This window comes from Streptomyces telluris (assembly GCF_024519335.1).
Lineage (GTDB): Bacteria > Actinomycetota > Actinomycetes > Streptomycetales > Streptomycetaceae > Streptomyces > Streptomyces telluris.
Genome location: NZ_JANIID010000009.1, coordinates 192,806 through 216,754 on the forward strand (window position 1 = coordinate 192,806; position 23,949 = coordinate 216,754).

General features: G+C 74.1%; 15 protein-coding genes and 1 tRNA gene. 12 read left to right on the top strand and 4 right to left on the bottom strand.

From position 1 onward, the window contains the following. Nucleotides 1-134: 134 nt before the first annotated feature. From NQU55_RS13400 to NQU55_RS13415, 4 genes are all read left to right on the top strand, one after another. Nucleotides 135-431, top strand: a complete 297-nt coding sequence (locus NQU55_RS13400) for a chaplin (RefSeq protein WP_168093969.1) — start codon at nt 135-137, stop codon at nt 429-431. A gap of 162 nt (nt 432-593) precedes the next feature. Beyond that, a complete protein-coding gene (locus NQU55_RS13405) occupies nt 594-2,069 on the top strand; it encodes an AlkA N-terminal domain-containing protein (RefSeq protein WP_168093968.1) in 1,476 nt (491 codons plus the stop codon). A gap of 152 nt (nt 2,070-2,221) precedes the next feature. Further along, complete coding sequence (locus NQU55_RS13410; RefSeq protein ID WP_256790600.1) at nt 2,222-2,722, top strand: methylated-DNA--[protein]-cysteine S-methyltransferase; 501 nt, start codon at nt 2,222-2,224, stop codon at nt 2,720-2,722. A gap of 10 nt (nt 2,723-2,732) precedes the next feature. Further along, complete coding sequence (locus NQU55_RS13415; RefSeq protein ID WP_168093975.1) at nt 2,733-3,848, top strand: DUF5937 family protein; 1,116 nt, start codon at nt 2,733-2,735, stop codon at nt 3,846-3,848. A gap of 19 nt (nt 3,849-3,867) precedes the next feature. Here the strand turns inward: NQU55_RS13415 and NQU55_RS13420 are convergent, their stop codons facing one another. Together NQU55_RS13420 and NQU55_RS13425 are read right to left on the bottom strand one after the other, a co-directional pair. Continuing rightward, the gene (locus tag NQU55_RS13420) at nt 3,868-11,241 is read right to left on the bottom strand and encodes a laminin G domain-containing protein (RefSeq protein WP_256790601.1); all 7,374 of its coding nucleotides are present in this window, start codon (nt 11,239-11,241) and stop codon (nt 3,868-3,870) included. Between the two features lie 323 nt (nt 11,242-11,564). Next, nucleotides 11,565-11,637, bottom strand: a tRNA-Arg gene (locus tag NQU55_RS13425). A gap of 305 nt (nt 11,638-11,942) precedes the next feature. Here NQU55_RS13425 and NQU55_RS13430 point away from each other — a divergent pair. The 7 genes from NQU55_RS13430 to NQU55_RS13460 all read left to right on the top strand — a co-directional run bounded on the left by NQU55_RS13430 (nt 11,943) and on the right by NQU55_RS13460 (nt 21,327). Beyond that, a complete protein-coding gene (locus NQU55_RS13430) occupies nt 11,943-13,562 on the top strand; it encodes a dynamin family protein (RefSeq protein WP_256790608.1) in 1,620 nt (539 codons plus the stop codon). After that, nucleotides 13,559-15,763, top strand: coding sequence for a GTPase (locus NQU55_RS13435; protein WP_256790602.1), 2,205 nt, complete (start codon nt 13,559-13,561; stop codon nt 15,761-15,763). Before NQU55_RS13430 ends, NQU55_RS13435 begins: the two co-directional genes overlap by 4 nt. A 219-nt stretch (nt 15,764-15,982) precedes the next feature. After that, nucleotides 15,983-16,477, top strand: a complete 495-nt coding sequence (locus NQU55_RS13440) for a single-stranded DNA-binding protein (protein WP_256790603.1) — start codon at nt 15,983-15,985, stop codon at nt 16,475-16,477. A gap of 270 nt (nt 16,478-16,747) precedes the next feature. Continuing rightward, nucleotides 16,748-18,268 carry a Cys-Gln thioester bond-forming surface protein gene (locus tag NQU55_RS13445; RefSeq protein WP_256790604.1) on the top strand — a complete coding sequence of 507 codons (1,521 nt, stop codon included), beginning with the start codon at nt 16,748-16,750 and terminating at the stop codon, nt 18,266-18,268. A gap of 169 nt (nt 18,269-18,437) precedes the next feature. Continuing rightward, a complete protein-coding gene (gene ettA, locus NQU55_RS13450; protein WP_168093200.1) occupies nt 18,438-20,102 on the top strand; it encodes an energy-dependent translational throttle protein EttA in 1,665 nt (554 codons plus the stop codon). Nucleotides 20,103-20,104: 2 nt separating this feature from the next. Beyond that, nucleotides 20,105-20,566, top strand: coding sequence for a thioesterase family protein (locus NQU55_RS13455; RefSeq protein ID WP_168093201.1), 462 nt, complete (start codon nt 20,105-20,107; stop codon nt 20,564-20,566). After that, nucleotides 20,563-21,327 (top strand): DUF8010 domain-containing protein, encoded by a 765-nt coding sequence (locus NQU55_RS13460; RefSeq protein ID WP_168093202.1) that lies wholly within the window; start codon nt 20,563-20,565, stop codon nt 21,325-21,327. Before NQU55_RS13455 ends, NQU55_RS13460 begins: the two co-directional genes overlap by 4 nt. Nucleotides 21,328-21,352: 25 nt before the next feature. Here the strand turns inward: NQU55_RS13460 and NQU55_RS13465 are convergent, their stop codons facing one another. Further along, on the bottom strand, nt 21,353-21,757 hold the full coding sequence (locus tag NQU55_RS13465; RefSeq protein ID WP_058044403.1) for a globin: 405 nt from the start codon (nt 21,755-21,757) through the stop codon (nt 21,353-21,355). A gap of 84 nt (nt 21,758-21,841) precedes the next feature. On the opposite strand from NQU55_RS13465, the gene NQU55_RS13470 reads away from it, so the two are divergent. Then, nucleotides 21,842-22,825: a methyltransferase domain-containing protein gene (locus NQU55_RS13470; RefSeq protein WP_240976396.1), complete on the top strand. Its 984-nt coding sequence runs from the start codon at nt 21,842-21,844 to the stop codon at nt 22,823-22,825. Between the two features lie 58 nt (nt 22,826-22,883). On the opposite strand, the gene NQU55_RS13475 is transcribed toward NQU55_RS13470, so the two are convergent. After that, nucleotides 22,884-23,930: an FHA domain-containing protein gene (locus NQU55_RS13475; protein ID WP_168093203.1), complete on the bottom strand. Its 1,047-nt coding sequence runs from the start codon at nt 23,928-23,930 to the stop codon at nt 22,884-22,886. Nucleotides 23,931-23,949 lie beyond the last annotated feature (19 nt).

The window sequence follows — 23,949 nt, forward strand, 5'->3', positions numbered from 1 at the left end:
AAGGCGGTCACCCATCCGCACCACGTACGAAACCTTTGCGGGCACCGGGCGTTGAAAAGCACACCCCGGCCCTTACCGGTCGGGCGCCCCCCCAGTTCGACCGAGCAAGACCAAGCAGCAAAGGTGTCTCCCCCATGTCACGAATCGTCAAAACGGTCGCCCTGACCGCCACCGTCGGCGCGGCCCTCGCGGGTATCACCGGCAACGCGCTCGCCGACGCGGGCGCCAAGGGCGTGGCCGCCGGTTCCCCGGGCGTCATCTCGGGCAACGTCATCCAGGTCCCGATCCACATCCCGATCAACCTCTGCGGCAACTCGATCAACATCGTCGGCCTGCTGAACCCCGCGTCCGGCAACGTCTGCATCAACGCCTCCGGTGGGCACGGCGGGCACGGGCACGGCGGGTACGGGCACGGCGGGTACGGACACTAGGAGACGAAGCGCGGCCCCCGGGGTGCCCCCGCCCCGGGCCGCCGCCTCGGCGTGGCGCCCCGATCACATCGCGGGCGCCACGCCCGCTCCCTCCGAGGGCAGCCGACACAGATGTCGGATTTCCGCGAGATCGAGGGCGGGCGGTCCGCCAATACTGGCGGCATGCACAACGACGTGGACCGGTGCGTCCGGGCCGTACAGTCCAAGGACGCCCGCTTCGACGGGTGGTTCTTCACCGCGGTGACGACCACGCGGATCTACTGCAGGCCGAGCTGCCCCGTGGTGCCGCCCAAGCCGCAGAACATGACCTTCTACCCGAGCGCGGCCGCCGCGCAGCAGGCCGGCTTCCGCGCCTGCAAGCGCTGCCGTCCCGACGCGAGCCCGGGCTCGCCGCGCTGGAACGAGCGGGCCGACCTGGCCGCCAGGGCCGTGCGCCTGATCGCCGACGGGGTCGTGGACCGGGAGGGGGTGCCCGGGCTCGGGGCGCGGCTGGGGTACAGCACCCGCCAGATCGAGCGGCAGCTCGTCGCCGAGCTGGGCGCCGGCCCGCTCGCCCTGGCCCGCGCCCAGCGGGCACAGACGGCGCGGCTGCTGATCGAGACGACGCCGCTGCCGATGGGGGAGGTGGCGTTCGCCGCCGGGTTCGCCAGCATCCGCGCCTTCAACGACACCGTGCGGGAGGTCTTCGGGCTCTCCCCGAGCGAGCTGCGGGCCCGCGCCGCCGGCCGCACCCGCTCGGCGCCCGCGACGACCGGCACGGTCTCCCTGCGCCTGCCCTACCGCGCTCCGCTCTTCCCCGACAACCTGTTCGGGCACCTGGCGGCCACCGGCGTGCCGGGCACCGAGGAGTGGCGGGAGGGCGCCTACCGCTGCACGATGCGGCTGCCGAACGGGCACGGCATCGCCACGCTCCGCCCGGCGGACGGGCACATCGGCTGCCGGCTGGCCCTGACCGACCTGCGTGACCTGGCCGCCGCGGTCAGCCGCTGCCGCCGCCTCCTGGACCTCGACGCCGACCCCGAGGCCGTCGACGGCCTCCTCGCCGGGGACCCGCTGCTGGCCCCGCTCGTGGAGCGCGCCCCCGGCCGCAGGGTGCCGCACACCGTGGACCCCGCGGAGTTCGCCCTGCGCGCGGTGCTCGGCCAGCAGGTGTCCACGGCGTCGGCCCGCACCCTCGCCGCCCGCCTGGTCACCGCCCACGGCACGCCCGTCGAGGACCCGGAGGGCGGCCTGACCCACCTGTTCCCGGCGCCCGGGGACCTGGCCGCACTCGACCCGGAGACGCTCGCCATGCCCCGCACCCGCCGCCGGACCTTCACCGCCCTCGCCGCCGCCCTGGCCTCCGCGGAGCTCGACCTCGGCCCCGGCAGCGACTGGCAGCGGGCCCGCGAGCAGCTCGCCGCACTGCCCGGCGTCGGCCCCTGGACCGTCGAGACGATCGCCATGCGCGCCCTCGGCGACCCGGACGCCTTCACCGCAACCGACCTCGGCGTCCGCCTGGCCGCCGGCGCCCTGGGGCTGCCCACCACCCCCGCGGCCCTCACCCGCAGGTCCCGGGCCTGGCAGCCGTGGCGCGCGTACGCCGTCCAGCACCTGTGGGCGACCGGCGACCACGCCATCAACCGCCTTCCGGCCTGACCGCCCCGCCCGAGCAGGAACCCTGACCGTCCCGCCCGAGCAGGAACCCTGACCGTCCCGCCCGAGCAGGAACCCTGACCGTCCCGCCCGAGCAGGAACCCTGGCAGCCCCGCCCCAGCAGGAACCCTGGCAGCCTCACCGAGAGGAACACCGTGCCCGAGCGCACCCACACCGTGACGGACAGCCCGTACGGCCCCCTGACCCTGGTGGCCACCGGCGGCAGGCTCTGCGGCCTCTACATGGAGGGCCAGCGCCACCGGCCGCCCCGGGAGACCTTCGGCGAGCCGGACCCGGCCGCGTTCGCCCGCGCACGCGAACAGCTGGAGGAGTACTTCGCCGGCAGCCGCACCGCGTTCGACCTGCCCCTCGCCCTGGCCGGGACCGGCTTCCAGCGCACCGTCTGGAACGCCCTCCTGGAGATCCCCTACGGCGAAACCGTCTCCTACGGCCTGCTGGCCGCCCGCATCGGCCGCCCGTCCGCGGCCCGGGCCGTGGGCCTGGCCAACGGCAAGAACCCCGTCGGCATCATCGTCCCCTGCCACCGCGTCGTGGGCGCGAACGGCGCCCTCACCGGCTACGGCGGCGGCCTCCCGCGCAAACAGCGTCTGCTCGCCTTCGAACGAGCAGGCACCGTGAACGAGCAGGCATCATGACGTCGTGAGCGTGACGATAAACATCGCAGGGCTGCCTCGGGAGCGGATCGTCTTCGAGACCTCGCCGCTGGGCGAGTTGTGCCTCGCCCTGCACGCGCTGGCCGAGCCCGGCCACCACCCGGGGCTGGCGGGCTGGGTCACGGCCACGGCCGCCGCGCTCCGGCCGGACCTCGCCGACCGCCTGCAGGAGGCCGACTTCCTGTGGCGCACCACGTTCTCCGACCTCTTCATGCCCTTCGCCGGGCTGCGCGGCGGCGCCGTCAGCCCGGGGGCGACCCTGGCCGACGAACTGGACCTGCTGGACCGGCTGGACGACGAGCAGTTCGTCACCACCGCCCTGGAGTTCTCCTGCCTGGCCCTCTACAACGAGGGCGGCGGCACCTCGCCGCTCACCGACCGGGCCGCGCGCACCCGGGCGCTGGAGCAGGCCGCCGCCCGCGGCCCCCGGCAGGTGGAGTTCACCGAGCGCCTGCTGAAGGACCCCGCCTCCGTACGGGCCTGGGTGCGGCGGCTGTTCGAGGACTGCGACGACGCCTTCTTCGCGGACATCTGGCAGCGGGTCGAGCCCCGCCTGGCCGCCGACGCCCGGCACAAGACCGAGCTGCTGCGCCGCAAGGGGCTGCGCGAGGCCCTGGCCGACGTCTCACCGGCCCTCGTCCTGGAGGACGGCGGCACCCGCATCAGGGTCGACAAGCTCGCCGAAGGCAGGACCACGGCACTGGACCCCGCCGTGGGGCCCGGCCTGACGTTCGTGCCCTCGCACTTCGGCTGGCCGCACCTGATGGTCCTGCACCGGCCCGCGTGGCGCCCGGTCGTCCACTACCCGGTCGGCGCGCACGAACTGCCCGCCCCCACCTCGGTCGACCTGCTCAAGCTGCGCCTCGAAGCGCTGGCCCACCCCGTGCGGATGCAGGTGTGCCGCAGCACGGCCCGCACCGCGCACACGACGGGGGAGCTGGCCGGCGTCCTGGGCATCAGCGCGCCGGAGGTCTCCCGGCACCTGTCGGTGCTGAAGAAGGCCGGGCTGATCACCGCCCGCCGGCGGGGCCGTTACGTCCTCTACCAGCTGGACGTCAGGGCGGTGGCGCGCCTCAGCAGCGAGTTCCTGGAGGGGATCCTGCGCTGAGGCGCGGCCACCTGCGGCATCAGCTCTCGACGCCGTAGTACTGCGCGAGGAAGCCGATCACCTCCTCCGCGTGCGGGCTCAGCTCCGGCAGGTGCGCCGCGAGGGCGTCGCGCACGGCCCCGGCGAGCTCGGCCCGTCCGGTGGCCGCGCCCTTGACGTACGGGTCGAGGCGCCGGACGAGCTCGTAGTTGCTCTCCAGGTCGAGCTGACGCATCGTCCGCTCCAGCGGGGCCGCGCCCTCCGCCGGGACGGGCGGCAGCAGCCGGCTGACGAACGTGACGCGGTGCATCACGCGCCAGCACGGCGGCTTGCGGTCCGACTGGCGGGCCTGGCGCAGCGCCGCCGCGTTCGGGTCGGTGCCGTTCTCCAGCCAGGCCGGGTCGACGACCTTGTGGAAGAACGTGTCGAAGTGCTCGGTGTCCTCGCCGAGGTAGAAGCTGAGGAACCGGTACGCGTCCACCTTGCCGGGCGCGTTGACGGGCTTGCCGCCGGCGTCGAAGACCGGCTTGCGGTGGGCGTCGTACTGCTGGACGTTGCCCGACGGCGAGCAGGTGACGTTCAGCCCGAAGGAGCGCGTCGCCTCCTTGCCCCGCGCCCGGGTGACGGACATGCCGCCGCCCACCGACGCGTCGAGCTGCGCGTTGATCCCGATGCCCATCACGTCGAAGGACGTGCCCACCGAGGCGCCCACGGAGCCGGACATCGAGTACGAGCCGGAGGTCGTCTCGCTGACGGCGTCCGTCGTCTCCGTCGTCTCCGCGAAGAAGCCGCCGTCCGCCGTCCAGACGTAGGTGTTGACCAGGTCGCGGCGCGAGAAGCCCGCACCGGTGGAGCTGCCTGCGGTCTCCCGCCCCTTGCCGGGCGAGGTGTCCCCGCCGATCGCGCCGCCCAGCACCCGGCCGGCCCGCTCGGCGGTGGGGTCGGGGGTGTGGGTGCCGGTGGAGACCGACTCGTAGTAGCCGCGCAGCCGCTGCTGCTCGCGCTGGATGCGCCGCTTGATCGCGTACGCCTCGCGCGGCTTGTAGTAGCTGTACTCGCCGTGGTCGCGGCCGCCCGCGTAGTCGGGGTCGAGGACCCGGCCGCGCTCGTCGTAGCCGACCGTTCCGTCGAGCGTGCCCTGCTTGGTGTAGCGGGGGTTGAGGGGGAACGGGACGACGTTCCAGTCCTTGGGGATGTCCGGGTTGGGCTGGATGCGGTAGGCGACCAGGGTGCCGCTGTGCGCGAGCCGCAGCGCGAAGACGTCCGCGGTCTGGGACTGGACCAGGGCGAAGCCGGTGTTGACGGGCACGTAGCGGCGGCCCAGGGAGGGGTTGAGGGGCTTGAGGGGGTCCTCCCAGCTGCCCGACAGGCCGACCTTCATCGCCCGGGCGGTGTTCTCGCCCTGGGAGACGGCCGTCTCGTCGGCCCAGCTGTTGGAGAACTCCAGGCTGCCGCGCACGCCCACCGACACCTTGGCCTTCGCCATGGACTTGGCCACGCCGAAGCCCAGCGGTGCGGCGATCATCCACATGTCGACGTCGACCTCGTTGGAGAGGGCGAAGCCGAACGCCGCGTCGACGCTGCGCTCCTTCGCCGACGACAGCGAGTGGATCACCTGGTCGGCCTGGGTGAACTCCACCGACGACGCCGAGTCGTAGGTGTCGCTGTCGGGGTCCACGGTGTTGGGCGTGAGGTTCTCCGAGGGCACCGGCGGGGCGCCCTCCACGTAGCCCACCAGCTGCGGGTCGAACTGCACCTGGCTCACCCACTCGCTGACCAGGTCGCCGACCTTGTAGCCGGTGACCAGGTGCCAGCGGCCGTCGCGCAGGTAGCCGTACGCCCGCTTGAGGACGCCGAACGCCTCGCCCTTGACGGTGTACTGCATGTCCGCGTACTCGGCGACGGCCGGCGCGCCCGAGACCGTCTCGTGGAACGGCGTGCGCATCGCCGCGAGCGCGGAGCGGACCTGGGCGGTGTCGCTGGAGACGGGGGCCGTGGACAGGACGGCGGCGGGCCGGGCGGGAGCGGCGCGCAGCGCCAGGTGGTTGCCGCGCAGCCCCTCGTCGCGGACGAGACCGGCCGCCGCGTCGGTGGAGGCCCGGTCGAAGGACCAGTAGGCGATCAGGTCCTCCTTCTCGCCCCTGAGGCGGGTGAAGAGGTTGTCCAGGACCTGCTCCTGGGTGCGGGCGGTCCGCCAGATCCGCACCTCTTCCAGGACGCCGTGGAAGGGCTGCCCTGCCTTGCCGTCCTTGAGCCGGGCGCCGAGGGAGAGCTGGGCGTCCCCGTGGTCCGCGAAGTCCGCGGCCGTGACGGCGGCGGGCTCCAGCGGGTCGCAGGCCACCGAGACGCCGTTGCGGTAGAGGCGGAAGACACTGCCGCGCGGGTCGGGGCTGGCCGTCCAGCGGGCCCCGCGCAGCCGGGCGGCGTGCGAACCGGTGGTGTCGGCGGCGGTGTTGCCCGCGTTCTCCTCGAACCGCCAGTGCGCCGTCAGCCCGCGGTCGCGCGCCGAGACGGGCGTGCCGAGCTGCGCCGCGTCGCGGGCCGTGCCCCACAGCCGCGCCTCGGAGACGACGCCGGTGAAGGCGTGCGTCTCCAGGCCGTCCAGGGCGCGGCCGATGTCGAGCGTGCCGGTGTTGCCCTTGGGGCCGGGCCCCTCGTAGCGGGCGGTCCCGGCCTCGCGGCCGTCGACGAAGAAGCGGACGTCCTGCCACTCCTGGAGGTCGACGGAATCCACGAGCTCCACCGTCTGCGTGACGGGCTTGCCGTCGGCGCCCGCCGCGGTGATCTCCTTGGAGCCCTTGCGCTCCTGCATCGACCGGCCGCCCTTGCGGACGACGGCGACGCGGTGGAACGTTCCTGCGGTGAGGGCCCCGGTGGAGGCGAACCGCACGAGCTTCCCGTCCGGCTCCTCGAACCCGAACTCCAGCCGCCCGTCGGGCAGGACGAGCAGCCGATACGGGACGCTGCCGCCCGCACCGTCGGCGGCACGCCCCTTGGAGAGCAGGCCCTGCGCGGCGCCGAGGGCGTCGACGCGGCAGAACACCTCAAGGGTGAGGTCGCCGGTGACGTCGAGCGCGTCGTTGTCGGGCACCTCCAGGTACGCCCCGCCGGCGAGCCCGACCGCCCACGACTGCTCGTAGGCGGCGGCCAGGTGGGTCCACTCGCGCAGGGGGAAGGAGGCGCGGGTGGCGGTGAGGCGGTTGCCGACGCCGGCGACGATGCGGTAGCCGGTGTCCTCGCCCTGCGTGAGCGCCTCGGGGGCGGTGGCCGTGGTGACGGTGCCGCGCAGGGTGACGGTGCGGCGCTGCGGCGAGCGGTCGGTGACGACGGGCTTGCCGTCGGCCCCGGTGGCCGGGCCGGCACAGGGCCAGTAGCCCTGCAGGCCCGTCTCGTCGCCCTTGAGCCGCTGCGTCATCCGGTCGCGGATCTCAAGAGCGGTGCGGGCGGTGCCCCACAGCCGGACCTCGTCCATCTCGATGCGCGCGTAGTCGGGGATCCAGCCCGCGTGCGAGCTGCCGAAGCTGAAGGGACCGGCCCCCCGGTAGTCGCGCGTCGCCGTGCGCCGGGCGACCTCCTTGCCGTCGCGGTAGAGCACCTGCTCGCGGGAGGCCGTGGTGTAGACGCAGGCCCAGTGGTGCCAGGCGGTGTCGGTGTACTTCTCCTTGGTGTCGAGGTCGTCGCTGTAGAAGGCGAAGGTGAAGGTGCCGTCCGCACGGAAGCCGATGTGCAGGGAGGAGCTGTCGGCGGCGTGGGACGTGCCGTGGCCGACCACGTACTGGGGGCGGCCGTCGGGGGCCGAGGGGCGGCGCGCCCAGAACTCGACCGTGAAGTCGGTCCCGGACAGCGGCACCTGGGCGTCCGTGATGGCGACGCCGCTCCTGCCGTCGAAGAACAGGGCGGGCGTCGCGGGCGGGGCCGGCGGGGCGAGCAGACCGAGGGTGAACGGGTTGTCCCCGGTGTTCGCGTGGACGACGCGGGACGTACCCGGCACCCGGTCGGGGTTGATCCAGGCCTCGGCCGTCAGATCGCCGCTGACGGCGGCGCGGTCCAGCCCGTCCTGGGTGACCAGGACGTTCTGCTGCCCGTCGAAGGCGTAGGCGCGGCCGGGCTTGTCGGCGCGCCAGCGCCCGCCGCGCCCGGGCACGTGGTCGGGCACGGTGCCCAGCGGCACTTCCCGCACCTGCCCGGGGTCGATGACGACGAGCCGGGAACCGGACGACAGCGGCACACCGGCGGTGCTGCTCCCGGCCTGCTGCGCGTAGTCGTAGGCCTGGCCCGGAGCGCCGTTGACGATGGCGGCGAAGTCGGCGGCGCGGCGCGGCAGCTTGCGCCAGATCTCGCTCTCCTCGCCGCGCTCGATCGTCAGCTCGCACAGGCCCGCGTCCCCGACGTCCATGATCCGGATGTCGACGCCGGCGAGGTCGGTGCCCGCGTCGCGGGCGACGAAGGTGAACGCCGTGCCGTCGGGACCGGCGAGCTGCCGGGAGGAGCGGGAGACGAGCGTGTCGTAGTAGGTGGCGAAGAACTGCCCGTTGGCGCCCCGGAAGTACAGCACGACGCTGCCGGTGGCGCTGTCGAGCAGGTACGGGCGGTCGGCGCCGCGGGCGAACTCCAGCAGGGCGCCGGAGGTGCTGAGCCCGGTGCGGTCCACGGAGAGCTGCGGCATGGGCAGGGCGATGTCGTCGGTGCCCTTGAGTCCGCCGGTGAGGCGGGCGAGCTCCTCGCGCTTGGCGGTCTGCTCGGCCTGCAGGGCCTCGATCTCGCGCTGCAGGAGGGCGAGCCGGTCGCGCTGGGGGCGCAGTTCCTCCAGGCGGGCCTCGTCCGCGGCGATCAGCTTGACGAAGTCCTGCACGTGGGCCTGGGGCACGGGACGGACCTTCTCGAAGGTCACCAGTCCCTCGCCGTTCCCCGCCACCGTCTCGATGTCCTGCTGGACGACGGCGTCGCCCTTGCGGTCGGTGGCGCAGACGGCGAGCCGGCTCCAGAGGTTGACCAGGACGGAGAAGCCGTCGCCCCGTTCCACGGGGGTGAAGTAGGTGTTGTGGTGGCCTTCGAGGTGCTTGTAGCCGATGAGCGGGGCGTCGCGCTCCTTGCTGTCACCGGCGACGTTGAGGTCCTTGGCGACGTGGGCGTTGCGCACGTACCAGCACGGCCGGCCCTCGTACGTGCCGACCGTCGCGTCGAAGTACCAGAGCGCGGTCCCGGTGTCCTTGTCGGAGGTACGGATGGCGGCAGGCCAGTCACCGGTTCCGTCGTCCTTGAGCGCGAGGTACTGGTCCTTGCCGTCGCGCTGCCGCTTGAAGCGGATGCGGAAGCACCAGGCGCTGAGCGTGCCGTCCAGCTCGGCCCTGCGCTCGGCCACGCGCTTCTCCAGCGCGGCGATCTCGTCCTTGCCCAGGGACAGCCGGGCCGCCTCGCCCTCCTTGGCGGCGACCTCCCGGGTGATCTCCTGCACGCGCCGGTCGAGCTCGCTGATCGCCTCGACGTCCCCGCTCGCCTCCGGCGCCGCCAGCACCGGCAGCGCCAGCTCGTCCGGCACCTGGGCGAGCCGCCCGTCCCGGCCGACGCCGAAGTCGACGGTGGCGACGTAGGACTCGTCGGTGGCGGCGCCGGTCTTCGGGTCCGGGCCCGACGTGGCGTACGACAGCAGGACGCGGGCCTGGCGCTTGGCGGGCTTGGGCTCCTGCCCGTAGCCGACGGCCGTGTCCTCCTGCTGGTGGTAGAGGACGGCGGACAGGCCGGAGACGACCGCGCGGCCGGGCACGGCGAAGCTGTCGCGGCGCACGCCGGGATGGTCGCCGACGGGCGCCTCGGACGTCACCCACTTCGGGCCGCCGACCAGCTCGCCGTGGCGGGCGTGGTCGGTCTGGTCGTGCAGGCGGGTGCCGGAGCCCTCGTCGAAGCGGTAGTACGCGACGAGGCCGGGGTCGTTGCCGACGAGGCGCACGCCCTTGTCGCGCTTGAGCTCGTCGGGGGTGCGGGCGCGGTCCCAGATCCGCACCTCGTCGAGCTCGGCACGGGCGCCCTGGGCGAGGGCGCGGCCCATCAGGAGGGGGCCGGTGCCGCTGTAGCCGGAGCCCGTGGTGCGGCTGCCGGCCTCCTCGCCGTCGCGGTAGACGGTCTGCCGGCGGGCCCCGTGATCGTAGACGCAGGCCCAATGGTGCCAGGCGGTGTCCGTGACCGGGCCGTCGGCGTTGAGGTCCTCCGCGTAGAAGGCGAAGGTGAAGCGGTCGTCCTCGCGGAAGCCGATGTGCAGGGACTTGAGCGGGCTGCCCGCCTCGTCTCCGTGGCCGACCACGAATTCCTGGCGGCCGTGCGCGGTGCGCCGCGCCCAGAACTCGACGGTGAAGTCGCGGCCGGCCAGCTCCGGTGCCTCGGTGACGCGCACGTGCGCGTCACCCTCGCCGAAGGCCAGCGCGGTCTCCGCGTGCCCCTCCGTGCTCACCACGGGTATCAGCGGCTGCCCGGTGAACGGGCAGGTGCCGGGGGAGCGTTCGTAGACGGCGTCGCGGTGGGCCGGGTCGGGGCTCGTCCAGGCGCGGGTGCCCTGGAGGTTGAACAGGCCGTCGCGGCCCTGCTCGACGTTGAAGGAGTCGATGCGGCCGGTGGCGTCGTTGTGCGCGAAGACCTGCCAGCGCTGCTGCCCGTGCACGGCGGTGGGGACCAGCAGCGCGGCGAACCGCCCGCCGGAGAGGTTCCGTACGAACGACAGCTCCTGGGTCGGCTCGCGGAAGGGCCGCCCCTCCATGTCCGTCGTGCCCAGGCTGTCCTTGGCCGAATCCGGCCGGTCCTTGTGCCGGCTGCGCCGGTAGCGGGCCTCCAGTACGGGCTTCAGCTCCCCGCCGACCAGCAGGAAGCGGTCGCACAGCAGGGTGTCCGCGACGAGCGGCACCTTCGCGCCGTCGCGGTCCTTCACGTAGTCCGTGCGGTCCGGGTCGCCGGACGACGCCCCGCCGGCCAGCTTGTGGACCGCGTCGGGGTCACCGGCGCCCACGGACTGGCGCAGCACCACGATGTGGGTGCCGTCGGACAGCGCGTGGAAGGGTGCGAGCGCGGTGAGCCTGGCCGTCGTGGACAGGAACGGGTCGGTCTCGTCCGCGCCCAGCCGCTCACCGGCCGCGGCCTCGACCCTGCCGCCCCGCTTCACCGAGGGCAGCGCGGTCGCGCCCACGGCCGCGAAGCCCACGTCCGTGATCTCCGACGGGAAAGGCAGCGGCAGAGGGTTCTCCGACCAGTAGGCCGCGTCGAGCTCCCCCCGGGCCTCGTCGTGCTGCGCCAGATCGAGAACCGTGTAGACGAGCCGCCGCCGGTCGTCCATGGCCAGGGCCACCGTGGTGCCCTGGTGCCGAACGGTGGTGGTGTGCACGTAGGAACGGTCGCTGTAGACCTTTAACAGATGCTGCTCGCCGGACAAGGCGTGTCCTCCAAGGGATGGGGCCGGGAAGGCCGTGAAGCGGTGGGACCGGGAAGATCCGGGGAAAGCCGGGGCTGAGCCGGGGATGAGCTGGGCATGAGCCGGTCATGAGCCGGGGAAGCATCGGGAAACCCTGCTGACCTGCGCCGCTCCCCGCCCGCCAGCGCAGCGATCACACGATTTACCGAGGCGAATCCCGCGTCAAGGAACGCTTTCCGCCAGCGGGTCCGGAAACAGGACCCACGGGCCCCGTGGGGCGCGCGAGGCGGGAGGGCAGCAAAAACGCCCCTCCCGGAGGGGAGGGGCGTGCGGTGTGGAGCGAGCGCCCCCGGCAGGACTCGAACCTGCGGCCAAGCGCTTAGAAGGCGCCTGCTCTATCCACTGAGCTACGGGGGCCGGTGTGTGCGGCGGTCGCGGACGGCTGAAGCCCCGGGCTCGGTGGTGCCGTGACCTTGCCGGGGACAAGGATAGGGCTCCGCTCGCCTCGTCCCGGTTGCTTCACCTCCGTGCCACGATGTGGAGGTTTAGTGAAGCGGTCCTGATAATCGCAGGCGGGTACGAATCTTGCACCGTTTTTCACGCCCCAGGCGACGGGTGTTGTGTACTCGTTATGCCTGAGCCCCGTGCGCCACGCCTCGCGCGCCATGGCCTATACGCTTCAAAATCACACCAGAATTGGGCATTCTGCACGTGTGGCGACCTTGGAAGTACGGCCCCGACTGCTCGACGCGCTGTCCGCACTGCGTGACCGTGTCGACGCCGCACGCTTCCCCCTCCCCCTTCCCGGCGCCGCCCGCGCCCGCCGAAACCGTGCCGAACTCCTGGCGCAACTCGATGACTACTTGGTGCCCCGCCTGTGCGCCCCCGAAGCGCCGCTCCTCGCGGTGGTCGGGGGATCGACCGGGGCGGGCAAGTCCACCCTCGTCAACTCCCTGATGGGGCGGCGGGTCACCGAGGCGGGGGTCCTGCGGCCGACGACCCGTACGCCTGTGCTGGTCTGCCACCCGGACGACCACCACTGGTTCGCTGGGCAGCGGGTGCTGCCCGAGCTGCGCCGTGTCTGGGTGCCCGCCCAGGACTTCACCACCCTCTACGACACCGACCCCGAGGGCCGCCGCGGCGACGAGGACGACGCCGCCGAACCCCCCTCCCTGCGCATCGAGACCGACCGCGCCATGCCGCCCGGCCTCGCCCTCGTCGACGCCCCCGACATCGACTCCCTCGTCGAGCGCAACCGCGAGCTCGCCGCCGAGCTGATCTGCGCCGCCGACATCTGGGTGCTCGTCACCACCGCGACGCGGTACGCCGATGCGGTGCCCTGGCACCTGATGCGCACCGCCAAGGAGTACGACGTCACGCTCGTCACCGTGCTGGACCGGGTGCCCCACCAGGTCGCCACCGAGGTCTCCCGGCACTACGGCGCGCTGCTGGCGGCCGCGGGCCTCGGCGATGTGCCGCGCTTCACCATCCCCGAGCTCCCCGAGTCCGCGGGCGGCGGCACCGGGCTGCTGCCCGACACCGCCGTCGCGGGACTGCGCAGCTGGCTCCACCAGCGCGCCCAGGACCCCGCCGCCCGCGCCGTGGCCTCCGCCCGCACCGTCGCCGGGCTGCTGGCCTCCCTGGCCTCCCGGCTGCCCGGGCTCGCCGGCGCCGCCGCCCTCCAGCACGCCGCCGCCGTCCGGCTGATGCAGCGCGTGGAGGACGCCTACGCAAGGGCTTCGGAGCGGGTGCGGTCCGGGGTCGCCGCCGGGGAGGCCCTCGCGGGCGACGCCCTCACCCACTGGCACGGCCACCCCGACGACAGCACCTCCGACGAGCTGCTCGGCGCGCTCACCGCCTCCCTCGCCGCCCTCGTCGGCTGCGCCGTCGCCGCCGCCGACGAGGAGGTCGCGGCGGCCTGCACGGGCGACCCGGCCGCGGACGCCGTCCTCGCCCCGCGCGACCCCGACGGGGCCGTCGGCCGGATCGGCGTCGCCGTGCGGCGCTGGCGGCGCTGCCTGGAGGAGCTCGCCGAGGAGGAGGTGCGGGCCGCCGAGAAGGGCGCCGGGACCGACGCCGACCGGGCCGCCGCGCTGCTGGCCGCCGCCCTGCTCGGCGGCGCGCCCGCCCGCGCCGCCGGAGAGGGCCTCGCCGAACTGCTCGGCGCCCGGGGCGCCCTGCGCCTGCGCGATCGCGGCGGGCAGCTCCTGGCCGAATGCCTCGGCGGCGTGCTCGACGCCGAGCGCGACCGCCGCACCGCCCCGCTCGAAGCCCTCGACGTCACCCCCGACCACCAGGTCGAGCTCATCGCCGCGCTGTCCGTACTGCAGAGGGAGAGGTGACCACCGTGCGCCCCGCCGACCGATCCGCCGATCGATCTGCCGACCGGTCCGCCGACCGGCGTGCCGGAACCCGGGACGAACGGTCCGCCGGCCGCCACGCCCCCGCCCCCGCGGGCAGCTGGGACGACGGCCTCATCGCCCGCCGCGCCCGGCCCGACCGTCCCCCGCGCGCGGGCGGCCCGGGCAGCGCACCCGAGGTCCGCAACGCGCCCCCGCCGCGCCCGGAGACCCTCCCGCGCCCTCCCGCCGTCCCCGCGCCGCACCCCGGCGCCGCCGTCCTGCGCCCCCGCCTGGACGCCCTGCGCGAGCTCGTCGGGCTCTCCCGGGCGCGGCTGGACCGGCGCACGCTCGCCGAGGCCGGGCGGGTCCTGGACGAGGCCGCGGCCCGGCAGCGCCACCCGCTCGACCTCACCGTCGTGGCCATCGCCGGAGCCTCCGGAAGCGGCAAGTCCACCCTGTTCAACGCGCTCGGCCGGGCCCAGCTGTCGGAGGCCGGCGTGCGCCGCCCCACCACCGCCGCGCCCGTGGCCTGCGTGTGGACGGAGGAGCCCGAGCGCGCGGACGGCGTCCTCGACCGGCTCGGCATCCCCGCCCGCTCGCGCCGGCAGCCCGTACGCCCCTACGACCCGGCCCTGAACGGGCTCGTCCTGCTCGACCTGCCCGACCACGACTCGGCCACCGCCGGCCACCGCGAGCAGGTGGACCGGCTCCTCGGGCTCGTCGACGCGGTGATCTGGGTCGTGGACCCGGAGAAGTACGCGGACGCGGTCCTCCACGAGCGCTACCTGCGGCCCCTCGCGGGCTACGCCGAGGTGTCGTTCATCGTCCTCAACCAGGTGGACCGGCTGGGCACGGACGCCGCCGACCAGGTCCTCGACGACCTGCGCCGCCTCCTGGACGACGACGGCATCGCCCTCGGAGAGCACGGCGAGCCCGGCGCCGAGGTCCTGGCCCTGTCGGCCCTCACGGGCGACGGCGTCGGGGAACTGCGTGAGAGCCTCGGCAAGTTCACGGCGTCGCGGGGCGCGGCGCTGCGGCGCCTGACGGCCGACGTGGACGGGGTCTCGGCGCGGCTGCGCGGCGCGTACGTGGCGGACGGGCGGCCGGGGCTGACGGAGTCGGCGCGGCACGAGTTCGAGGACCGGTTGGCCGAGGCGGTGGGCGCCCAGGCGGAGGGGCTGGCCGCGGAACGCGCCTGGCTCCGGGACGCCGGACGGGCCTGCGGGACGCCCTGGGCGCGCGCCCGGCAGTGGTGCGTACGCGGCCGCGCGGCGAGGAAGGCCGCGGGAGCGGCCGCGGCCGGCGCCGCCGGTACAGGTCCGGGTGCAGGTACAGGTACCGGTACGAGTACGGGGCCGAGGACGGGCACGGGTGCGGCTGTGCCTCCGCCCGCGTCGCCGCACCTGCCCCTGCCCTCGTCCCTGTCTCTCCCCGCGGCTGAAGCGGCGGGCACGGACGTTGCCGGCCCCGCCGAGCCCCCTTCCCGTGCCGTGTCCCGCCCGCTCGTGGAACAGGCCGTACGCGCCCTGGCCTACGAGGCGTCCGCGGGGCTCCCCGACCCCTGGGCCCTGGCCGTGCGCGAGGCTGCGCGGCGCGGGGCCGAGGGGCTGGCCGAGGCCCTGGACGCGGCGTCGGCCGCCGCTGCCGCCGCGATGGCCGTTGCCGGGGTGCGCGGGCGGCCGGGGATGTGGCGCACGGGCGCCCGCCGGGCGAGCGCGTGGTGCACGGGCGTGGGCCGCCCCGCCGCGCCGCCGGAGGCCGGCGGGGATTCCTCCGGGCGGTCCGGGTGGCGCAGCGGCAGGCGGCTCGTCGGCGGGCGGCGGGCGCGCGGAGGCGGTGCGGCCCGGCCGGTCCGGCCCGGGTGGTGGGCCGTGGCCGCCGCGGTGCAGTGGGTGCTGTCGGTGCTGCAGGCCGTCGCCGCGGCATGGCTGCTCGGGGTGCTGACCGGCATCTGGGGCGGCGACTGGTGGGTGCCGGGGCCGCTGCTGGCGGGCGGCGTCGCGGGCGGGCCGGCCCTGGCCTGGTGCTGCCGCGCGATGGCGCGCGGGCCCGCGCGCCGGTACGGGCTGGAGACGGAGCGGCGGCTGCGCAACGCGGCCGCGGGCTGCGGGCGGGAGCGGGTGCTGGAGCCCGTGGCGGCGGAGCTGCTGCGGTATCAGGAGGTGCGCGCCCAGTACGTGATCGCGGCGGGCGAGGCGTGAGGGATACGGGACTCTCGCCGTGAGCCCGTGAGCCCGTGAGCCCGTGAGCCCGTGAGCCCGTGAGCCCGTGAACCCGTGAACCCGTGAACCCGTGAGGGTGACGAGGTTCTCCACAACCGGCCCCTGGTCCACAGCCCTCAGCGGGATGCGCCACGCGAAGGCAGCATGGCTTTACGAGGCACCGAGCAGGTGGTTCCACAACGGGGGAGGGCGATCCGTATGAACGAGACGCTGGTGACGGTCGTGGGAAACGTCGCGACGGAGCCGGACTACCGGGAGGCGGCGAACGGCTCGCCGTCCTCGCGGTTCCGCTTGGCGGCGACCGTGCGCCGCTGGGACCGGTCCAAGGAGGAGTGGGCGGACGCGTACACGAGCTTCTACACCGTGTGGGCGTGGCGCGCGCTCGCGGCCAACGTGGTGGCTTCGCTGGACGTGGGGGAACCGGTCGTGGTGCAGGGCAAGTTGCGCATCCGCGAGGAGGAGCGCGAAGGGAAGCGGTGGCTGTCGGCGGAGATTGACGCGGTGTCGGTCGGTCACGACCTGAGCCGCGGGACGTCGGTGTTCCGGAGGGTGTCGCCGGCGAGGGCGCTGCCGGCGGAGCCGTCCGCTCCGGGATCCGCTCCGGAAGCCGCCCCGAAATCCGCTACGGCACCCTCTCAAGCCGTTCCGGATCCGGCGGCCGTCCCCGTCGGCGCGGAGCCGCCGCCCTTCTGAAATGGCCGGGTTTGTCCCGGTGATTTATCGATATTGCCAGGTCAGGGCGCGTGTCCCCGGTAACGATTCCGATTCGGATCGATTGAGCGACCCCTCCGGTGGGGATGGTGTCGCGCTCGCTCTTTAAGATCACGTTCACAGCAACGTGTCACGGGGGGCCGCGGCGGCGTGTCTACGGCCGCGCGCGACAGCGTGCAACGGGGGCTTCTGAGTCGTGAGTTCGGTGGCGAGGCGCGCCGACTTGTTCTGCGTTCGCCCGGAAGGAAGTCGATGATTTCTGTCAGGAGGCGGGGATCCGCCCGCCTTGCCGCAGCCGCCCTGGCGACGGGACTGGCCGCGGTGGGCACGATAGCCGCGGCGGGCCCCGCCGCCGCGGACGACGCGCCGCAGAACCCGGGGGGCGTCGCCGCCACGCTCGGCGGCATCACCGTGGGCTCGGGCGCCGTGGTGCACGACCGGCGCAAGACGGGCGAGGTCCCCGCGGGCCTGTTCGAGATGAAGGTCGACGGGGGCGGCACGCTGCAGACGTACTGCATCGACATCCTCACCAACCGGGTGGACGGCGCGCGCTACCGCGAGGTCGGCTGGGGCGAGTCGTCCCTGCACGCCAACAAGGACGCGGGGAAGATCCGCTGGATCCTCCAGCACTCCTACCCCCAGGTGAACGACCTCGCGGCGCTCGCCAAGGACGCCGGTACGGGCCCCCTCGACGCGAACACCGCCGCCGCGGGCACCCAGGTGGCCATCTGGCGGTACTCGGACGGTGCCCAGGTCGACGCCAAGGACCCCGCCGCCGAGAAGCTCGCCGACTACCTCTACAAGAGCGCGAAGGACGTCGAGGAGCCCGAGGCGTCCCTGACCCTCACGCCGCCGGCGCTCTCCGGCAAGCCCGGCCGGAAGCTCGGCCCGGTCGCCGTGCGGACGACGGCGAGCAGCGTCACCATCACTCCTTCGGGTGATGCCGTGGCCCGGGGCGTGAAGATCGTCGACAAGGACGGCAAGCCCGTCGCCGCCACCGGCAACGGCGGAGAATTCTACGTGGACGTCCCCGCGGGCGCCCCCGACGGCTCCATGTCGCTGAAGGCCACGGGCGCCGCCAAGGTCCCGGTCGGCCGGGTCCTCATCGGCGACCACACCACGACCCAGACGCAGATCCTGGCCGGCTCCAGCGAGAGCGCCGTCTCGGCGGGCGCCACCGCGAACTGGACGGGCAAGGGCGCCGCCCCGGCCCTGTCCGCCCGGAAGAACTGCGCCAAGGGCGGCGTCGACGTCACCGCCGACAACCAGGGCGACGCCCCCTTCACCTACGAGCTGGCCGGCAAGAAGCACACCGTCGCGCCCGGCAAGTCGGAGACCACCCTGGTGAAGGTCGGCGAGGACCGCGCGTACCGGTTCACGATCACGGGTCCGGGCGGCCTGTCCAGGACCTTCGCCGGGATCATGGACTGTGCGACCTCCGCCGCCACCGCGGCCGCGGCCCCGGCGCCCGGCGCCGCGGGACCCGGCCCGGTGCCCGGCGTAGCGGGCGGCGGGGACGGCGGAGACGGCGGGGAGGGCGGCGGCACCGCCGACGACGGCACCAAGGCCACCCTGGCCTCCCGCATGAGCCCGGCGTCCACGGGCGGGGGCTCCGGCAAGGCGACCGCCGTCCGGGCCGACGGGGACCTGGCCGCGACCGGCGGCAGCCACACGACCCCCACGATCGCCGGCATGGCGATAGCGCTGATCGTCGCCGGCAGCGGCGCGGTCTACCTCCTGCGCCGCGAGCGGGCGGCGGCCTCCGGGGAGTGAGCGGCGGGCGGGGCGCCGCGGGGCCCGCGGGCCCCGCGGTGTCCGCCCGGGAGGGAGCCGCGTCCGTATCGGGTTTCCGCCCCGGGCGTCCGGTGCGGCAAGATGGGTGTATCTGCCCTCACGCGGCGGAGCCGCACATTGGCCCTTCTCGATTGCCGGACGGTTTCTCTTGGCTGAGTACATCTACACCATGCGCAAGACGCGCAAGGCGCACGGCGACAAGGTCATCCTCGATGACGTGACGCTGAGCTTCCTGCCCGGTGCGAAGATCGGTGTGGTCGGCCCCAACGGTGCCGGTAAGTCCACCGTCCTCAAGATCATGGCGGGTCTGGAGCAGCCGTCCAACGGCGACGCGTTCCTCTCGCCCGGCTACAGCGTCGGCATCCTGATGCAGGAGCCGAAGCTGGACGAGTCCAAGACGGTCCTGGAGAACGTCGAGGACGGCGTCGCGGAGATCAAGGGCAAGCTCAACCGCTTCAACGAGATCGCCGAGCTCATGGCGACGGACTACTCCGACGCCCTGCTCGACGAGATGGGCAAGCTCCAGGAGGAGCTCGACCACGCCAACGCCTGGGACCTCGACGCCCAGCTGGAGCAGGCCATGGACGCGCTGGGCTGCCCGCCCGCCGACTGGCCGGTCGTCAACCTCTCCGGTGGCGAGAAGCGCCGCGTCGCGCTCTGCAAGCTGCTGCTCGAGGCCCCCGACCTGCTGCTCCTCGACGAGCCCACCAACCACCTCGACGCCGAGTCGGTGAACTGGCTGGAGCAGCACCTGGCCAAGTACGCGGGCACCGTCGTGGCGATCACCCACGACCGGTACTTCCTCGACAACGTCGCCGAGTGGATCCTCGAGCTCGACCGCGGCCGCGCGATCCCCTACGAGGGCAACTACTCCACCTACCTGGAGAACAAGGCCGCCCGTCTGAAGGTCGAGGGCCAGAAGGACGCCAAGCGCCAGAAGCGCCTCAAGGAAGAGCTGGAGTGGGTCCGCTCCAACGCCAAGGGCCGTCAGGCCAAGTCCAAGGCGCGCCTCGCCCGTTACGAGGAGATGGCGGCCGAGGCCGACAAGATGCGGAAGCTGGACTTCGAGGAGATCCAGATCCCGCCGGGCCCGCGCCTGGGCTCCATCGTCGTCGAGGTCAACAACCTCTCCAAGGCCTTCGGCGAGAAGGTCCTCATCGACGACCTGTCCTTCACCCTGCCGCGCAACGGCATCGTGGGCGTCATCGGCCCGAACGGCGCCGGCAAGACCACGCTGTTCAAGATGATCCAGGGTCTGGAGACCCCGGACTCCGGTTCGATCAAGGTCGGCGAGACCGTCAAGATCTCGTACGTCGACCAGAGCCGCGCCAACATCGACCCCAAGAAGACGCTGTGGGCCGTCGTCTCCGACGAGCTGGACTACATCAACGTCGGCCACGTCGAGATGCCCTCGCGCGCCTACGTCTCCGCGTTCGGCTTCAAGGGCCCGGACCAGCAGAAGCCGGCCGGCGTGCTCTCCGGCGGTGAGCGCAACCGCCTCAACCTGGCGCTGACCCTCAAGCAGGGCGGCAACCTGCTGCTCCTCGACGAGCCGACCAACGACCTCGACGTCGAGACCCTCTCCTCCCTGGAGAACGCCCTGCTCGACTTCCCGGGCGCCGCTGTGGTCGTCTCCCACGACCGCTGGTTCCTGGACCGGGTGGCCACGCACATCCTGGCCTACGAGGGTGACTCGAAGTGGTTCTGGTTCGAGGGCAACTTCGAGTCCTACGAGAAGAACAAGATCGAGCGCCTCGGCCCGGACGCGGCCCGTCCGCACCGCGCCACCTACAAGAAGCTCACCCGGGGCTGATCGTGGCGCGTCACCTCTACTCCTGCCCCCTGCGCTGGTCGGACATGGACGCCTTCGGCCATGTGAACAACGCGGTCTTCATCCGGTACCTCGAAGAGGCGCGGATCGACTTCATGTTCCGGCTGGCGCCGGGGGAGGGGAGCACGTCGTTCCAGGGCGGGTCCGTCGTGGCCCGGCACGAGATCGACTATCTGCGCCCCCTGGTGCACCGGCATGCGCCGGTGACCGTGGAGACGTGGGTGACGCGGCTCGGCGCCGCGTCCCTGACCGTCGCCTACGAGGTCAAGGACGAGGAGCACGTCTACGTCCGCGCCAGCACCGTCGTCGTCCCCTTCGACTTCGAGGCGGGCCGCCCCCGGCGGATAACCGCCGAGGAGCGGATGTTCCTGGAGGAGTTCCGGGACGAGGAGGAGGCCGGCGGCGGCCGCGGTGACGCGTCCCCCAAGGAGGCCGTCGCCGTATGACGGGGCTCCAGCCTCCCGCCGGGCAGCGGCTGCGGTTCGCCGATGCCGGGGAGACGGCCGACCTGGTCGCCTTCCTGGCCCGGCTGATCCACTACGACCGGGCCGCCGTGGTCCGGCTGCAGGCCGCCGGCGGGGTGCTCGGCGTCTTCGGCCGCCCGCCCTCCTTCGAGGTGCTGGCGGTCCGCACGGCCCGGCTGGCCCACGGCGGGGCGCTGGACGTCACCGTCTCGGCCGGGCAACTCGCCGACGCCCTGGACGCGGCGCCCGCCGCGCCCTCGGGCGAGCTGGAGATCGCCGTCCCCGCTGCCGTCACCGGCCCGCCCTGGGCCGGGGTGCTGCCGCCCCGCGGCGGCTGGCAGCGCGTGGAGGGCCTTCCCGGCCAGGAGGTCCTCAGGAGCGCGGTCGGCGCGGCGGTCGCGGAGTTCCGCGCCCGCGACGAGGCGCTGCCCGAGCAGCGCCGCACCCGCGTCGAGCGCGACCGCATCGGGCGCGAGATCTGGTCCCGCACCCTCGGAGAGACGGGGCTGCCGCTGCGCGCGGTCCACGCCGCGCAGTCGCTGGGCTTCCTGCGGCCCGTGCGTGCCGGTGCGGGCTCCGTGAGCGGCTCGCCGGCTCCGGGCGCCCGCACGGGCACGGCCCTGGCGCCCGAGGCGCCGGTGGTGCTCTTCGCGGCGGCCGGCTGGCTGCGGCTGACCACGCCGTACGGCTCCATCGCGGTACGGACGGGCGGGATCTCCGGGCTGACGGTCACGCCCGCCTGAGACCCGGTCCCGCCGCGGGGGGAGCTCAGCCCTCGGTGTTCACCATCGACGCCGCGGCGTACGTCAGGTAGTTCCACAACTGCTGCTCAAGCTCCGGAGCGAGCTGCAGCTCGTCCACCGCGTCCCGCATGTGCCGCAGCCACGCGTCGTGCGCGGCGCGGTCGACGGTGAAGGGCGCGTGGCGCATCCGCAGCCGCGGGTGGCCCCGGTTCTCGCTGTACGTCCGCGGCCCGCCCCAGTACTGCATGAGGAAGAGCACCAGGCGCTCCTCGGCCGGGCCGAGGTCCTCCTCGGGGTACATCGGCCGCAGCAGGGGGTCGCCCGCCACGCCCTCGTAGAAGCGGCGGACCAGGCGCCGGAAGGTCTCCTCGCCGCCGACCTGCTCGTAGAAGGTCTGCTCCTGAAGCGTGCCGCGCGGAATCTCAATCACCCCTCCATGGTCTCAGACGGACCGGCCGAGGACCGGCGATGTAGGACCTTCGCACAAACCGCGGCCGCGGCGCACAGTGGAGGCATGGGCGCTACCCATCTGAAGCGGGACATGGAGCTGTCCTCGGCGCTGCGGACGGAGCTGGTCGAGCGGCTGCGGGCGGCCGGCGAGCTGACCGACCCCCGGTGGCGGCGCGCCTTCGCCGAGGTGCCCCGGGAGCTGTTCGTCCCCGTCTACTACACCGGTGCCGTGGGCGGCCACCGGCGCCTCTCCGGCGGCGACCCCGACCCCCTGGGTCACGAGAACTGGCTGGTCGGCGCCTACGCGGACGAGCCGCTCGCCACCCGTGTCCGCGACGGCGAGCTGATGTCCTCCAGCAGCCAGCCCTCCCTGATGGCCCGGATGCTCTCCGCCCTGAACGTCCAGGACGGCCACCGCGTGCTGGAGATCGGCACGGGCACCGGCTACAACGCGGCCCTGCTCGCCCACCGCCTCGGCGACGGCAACGTCACCACCGCCGACCTCGACCCGGAGATCACCGCCTCCGCCCGCGACCACCTCACCGAGGCGGGCTTCCACCCGGAGGTCGTCACGGGCGACGGCGCGCTCGGCTGCCCGTGGCGCGCCCCCTTCGACCGGATCCTGGCCACCTGCGCCGTCTCCCGGGTGCCGCCCGCCTGGATCGCGCAGACGCGGCCGGACGGCCTGATCCTCGCCCCGCTCGCCACCGGCCTGCTCGCGCTGCGGGTCACGGACGCCACGCACGCCGAGGGAAGGTTCCTGCGCACCCCCGCCTACTTCGTCCCGCTGCGCGGCGGTGCGGCCGCGCCGGTGCCCCGGATCCGGGGCCTGCCCTGCCGGCTGCTGCAGAGCGAACGCTTCCGCTTCCTGCTGACGCTGACCGCCGGCGCCCTGGACCCGGCGGACGCCCACGCCGTCTGGCGCGGCGAGGGCCGACCGGGGCGCGAGCGCTTCGGCGTCTCGGTCGCGGGCGACGCCCAGTGGGCGTGGCTGGACCACCCCGAGGGCCCGTGCAGGTGGCCGCTGGGCGGTGCGCGCCGGCCCTGAGGGGGCCGACGGTGCGCGCCGGCCCTGAGGGGTGCCGCGGGCCGGCGCCCGCGGCCCGTCAGCCCCGGTGCAGCGTGATCGTCGTCCAGGCCCCCACGTGCACCCGGTCGCCGTCCTGCAGCGGCACGGGCACGTAGGGCTGGATCGGCGTCTCCGAGCCGTTGATGGTGGTGCCGTTGGTGGAGTCCTGGTCGACCACGGCCCAGCTGCCGTCGGGCTGCTGGACGAACATCGCGTGCTGGTGCGAGACGCCGGGGTCCTCCGGCGGGCGCGACAGGTCGATGTCCGGAGACTCGCCGGTGCTGTGGCGCCGCCGCCCGACCGTGACCTGGGGCCCGTTCAGCGGCAGCTGCAGCTCGGGGGAGTACGCCGGGAGGTTGAGCCCGGCGGCCTCGGGGCCGCTGCGGTTCATCATCGCCATGAAGTACTCGCGATCGGGCGCCACGACGGCCGTCCACCCGGCCGGCGCGTGCTGCTGCGGAGCCTGCTGCTGCCCCGGCACCGCGCCCGCCGCGGGCTCGTACGCGTAGGGCGAGGCGGGCGGCGCCGTGGCCGTGCTCGGCGGGGGCAGCATCCAGTCGCCGCCGGGCTCGTCCGCGTAGACCGGCTCGGCGTACGGCGAGGACGTGTGCGTCTCCGGAGTGAGCGGCTCGGCCGGGCGGTTGATCCGCGAGGGGCGCGAGCCGTAGTACTCGTAGGACTGCGGCGGCTGGGTGTGCTGCGGCGGGGGTGGCGGAGCCGACTGCAGCCCCTGCGGGGCCGGCGGTGGCGGCGGCCCGAACGAAGCGCCCGTCCGGGTCAGGAAGTTGTACCGGCACTCCTCGCAGAAAGGTGCCTGCGCCTCGCGGGGCGTACGGCAGTGCGGGCACAGCTCCGCCTGGACGGTCGTGTCCCCGGTGTGCCCGCCGAAGCCGTAGCCGGGCGCGCCCTGCGGGCCGCTCGGGGGCGGCAGGGGCGCGCCGGTGGGCGGTGCGGGGGGAGGCGGCGGGACGGCGCCCGTGGCTCCGGCGGGGCCGGGCCGCTCGGGCGCCCCCGACATGCGGTGGCCGCACACCTCGCACCAGTCCTCGGCCGTCGACTGGTGGCCGTTCGGGCAGGTCGGCATGTCGGTTGATCCCCCTCGT